A 2,786-nucleotide genomic window follows, 5' to 3' on the forward strand; every position below is an offset into this window, starting at 1 on the left:
GGGTAGTGAGGTTTCAAATCCTATAGCTTTCATGTCTGGGTAGTGAGGTTTCAAATCCTATAGCTTTCATGTCTTTATATTAATATGCAATTTTATAATTTCTTTAAGGCAAATATAAACTGATATGGTGTTATTATTCAGTATAAATTTGCTTTTAATTGGTAAATTTGCGCTATGGTTTAGCACAAAATGAATAGAGAAACTTTATACGAACCTTTTGAAATTGTTTATAAAAAGCTAGATGAATGTCYGAAAGAAGGCCATAAACATTTATTTTTTGAACTGATATATGTTTTATCGGGCACAGGAAAACAATGCATCAATAACAATAAATTTGATTATTATGCCGGCCATATGTTTCTGATTACGCCAGAAGATTGCCATTCGTTTGAGATAGAAACCACTACCGAATTTTTCTTTCTGCGTTTTGGAAATGTATATATCCGATCGAAGGATTTTCGTACCGATGATGTACAGCGGATGGAATATATTCTGCAGAATGCTAGTCATCAACCAGGCTGTATCCTAAAAAACTTTTCAGATAAACCTTTTATTCGGTCGCTTATTGATGCGATGATGGCCGAATATGTAAACCGTGATCTGTATAACAAAGAGTTAATTGCGAAAATGGTAGATACGATGATTGTTGTGGTAGCCCGGAATATTGCCAAATACCTGCCTGCTGCCATTAAAGAAGATGCTGAAGAGAAAACCTTGGCCTTACTAAACTATATTCAGGCGAATATTTATAACCCTGAGAAATTAAGGGCTGAAAAACTGAGCAACCAGTTTGGTATTTCTGAGAATTATTTTGGTAAATATTTCAAGAAACATACCAACGAAACACTTCAGCAATATATTGCCAATTTAAGGATTAAACTGGTTGAGGCACGTTTGCGTTTCAGTAACATGCGGATCAATGAAATTGCATATGAGTTGGGGTTTACGGACGAAAGCCATTTGAATAAATTCTTCAAATCACAAAGGGGATTAAGCCTTAAAGCTTTTAGAAACTTAAAAACAACTTACAGTTGCTAAAAAGCAACAAAAAGTAGCATAATTACAACTATAATGAGCGACTGATTTGCTGAATCTGGTTAACAGGCCGGCTACATTTGCAATGTCGAAAGATTAAAAAAAGACAGTACGTATGGATGCAAAAATGATCGGCAACAAAATTGCCGGAGCACGAAAAAAAACAAACATGTCTCAAGCCGGACTTGCCGGACATGTATTTGTAAGCCCACAGGCCGTTGGAAAATGGGAGCGGGGAGAATCAATGCCAGACATTATTACCTTGAACCAGCTCGCCAAGATTCTGGATGTAGACCTCAATTATTTTTCAGAAAACCGCCCTTCTATAAATGCCATCAGTGCGGTTGAAGAGACAATACCAGAGGTAAACAGTTTAACAGATTCACATCAGCCACAGCTACTGACCAATTTTAGCGGAAACGATCTGGCCAAAACCGATTTTGCTGGTGTTATTGCACATAAGCTGAAATTTAACGGGAGTAATTTACGCGGCTCAGATTTTACTGGTGCTGACCTGACTGGCAGTTCGTTTCTGGGTAGCGATGCACGTGAAGCCAGTTTTCATGCTGCAAACCTAACTGATTGCAGCCTGTCGGCTACTGATCTTACAGCCACTAATTTTGATCAGGCCATTTTGGTGCGTACAAAATTCTATGCTTTAGAACTGGCGGGGGCAAAAATCAGTAATACCAAGCTAACTGAGGTAAAACTGAGCAAGACCGATTTAAGGAAAACGGTTTTTGAAAACTGCGTGTTTGAGGGGGTAGACTTTGACTATTCCGATCTGCGTGGACTGCGTTTGGATGGGCAGACTTTTACAGGGGTGCTGTTTCACAACGCAGCACTTAACGAAACTACATTTAAAGGTGCAACCCTTAAAAATGTATCTTTTCGCTCTACCTTCGCCCTCACCAATAAATATTACAAGGCTATTAAAACGATCTGCTTTGAAGGGGCAACGATGGATAAGCTAACCTATGCTTCACTCAAAGGTTTAGGTGCCGATTTATCGAAGGTTAACCTGGTGTAATATAGGCATATCTATGCCTCTTAAAAAAGGAAGTGAGATGATCGGTATAGATGGATCGTCATTGCGAGGCCGATTTTTTATCGGATGAAGCAACCTTATCGCACCAGGAAAGGTTGTTTCCCCGAAAGTCGGCATAGGCTTTTGTTCCTCCCCGCAATGGCGCCCCATTTTCTAAGCTGCCAATCATAAACCAGTTAACCTTCAGGTATTTCTGGCTCTACCAATTTAATCAGTTTTTCTAACGATTCCTGCCAACCCAGGTAACACATTTCGGCAGGTATGGCTGCTGGTATATTTTCCTGTAAAATTTCCAGTTCTGTACCTACTGAAGTTTTTTTTAATCTGATCGTATTTACGATGGTTCCTGGCATGTTAGGATCATCAAATTTATCTGTGAACTTCAGCAGCTCATTCGGCTTAACCTCCAGGTACTCTCCACCGAAAGAATTGCTATTGCCCGTGGTGAAATTCTGGAACGACATTTTAAAAGTACCACCCACTTTAACATCCATTTGGTGTACCGTACCCAGATAACCGTAAGGTGGCATCCAGGAAGCAAGCGCTACAGGCTCGATGAATGCACGATATAACTTTTCAGGAGATGCCTTAATTACTCTGTGTAATGAAACTTGGTTGTTAGACATAAAATAGATTTTTTTCTGATCCTACTCATCTGGCTTTTCGGTTCGCCCGTTTTTAAATGGTTGCTGCTCCACTTTCT

General features: G+C 39.5%; 3 protein-coding genes. 2 read left to right on the forward strand and 1 reads right to left on the reverse strand.

Annotated elements, in window-relative coordinates; translation table 11 throughout:
- Window positions 1-189 precede the first annotated feature (189 nt).
- Together AC1DPQ_RS23635 and AC1DPQ_RS23640 are read left to right on the forward strand one after the other, a co-directional pair.
- The gene (locus AC1DPQ_RS23635; RefSeq protein WP_477611061.1) at window positions 190-1,038 is read left to right on the forward strand and encodes an AraC family transcriptional regulator; all 849 of its coding nucleotides are present in this window, start codon (window positions 190-192) and stop codon (window positions 1,036-1,038) included.
- Window positions 1,039-1,150: 112 nt separating this feature from the next.
- The gene (locus AC1DPQ_RS23640; protein ID WP_477585621.1) at window positions 1,151-2,065 is read left to right on the forward strand and encodes a pentapeptide repeat-containing protein; all 915 of its coding nucleotides are present in this window, start codon (window positions 1,151-1,153) and stop codon (window positions 2,063-2,065) included.
- Between the two features lie 194 nt (window positions 2,066-2,259).
- Here the strand turns inward: AC1DPQ_RS23640 and AC1DPQ_RS23645 are convergent, their stop codons facing one another.
- Entirely contained in the window at window positions 2,260-2,709 is a 450-nt protein-coding gene (locus tag AC1DPQ_RS23645; protein WP_131029825.1) for an SRPBCC family protein, read from the reverse strand.
- Between the last annotated feature and the right edge of the window lie 77 nt (window positions 2,710-2,786).

Source organism: Pedobacter sp. 01T416_2 (assembly GCF_056398925.1).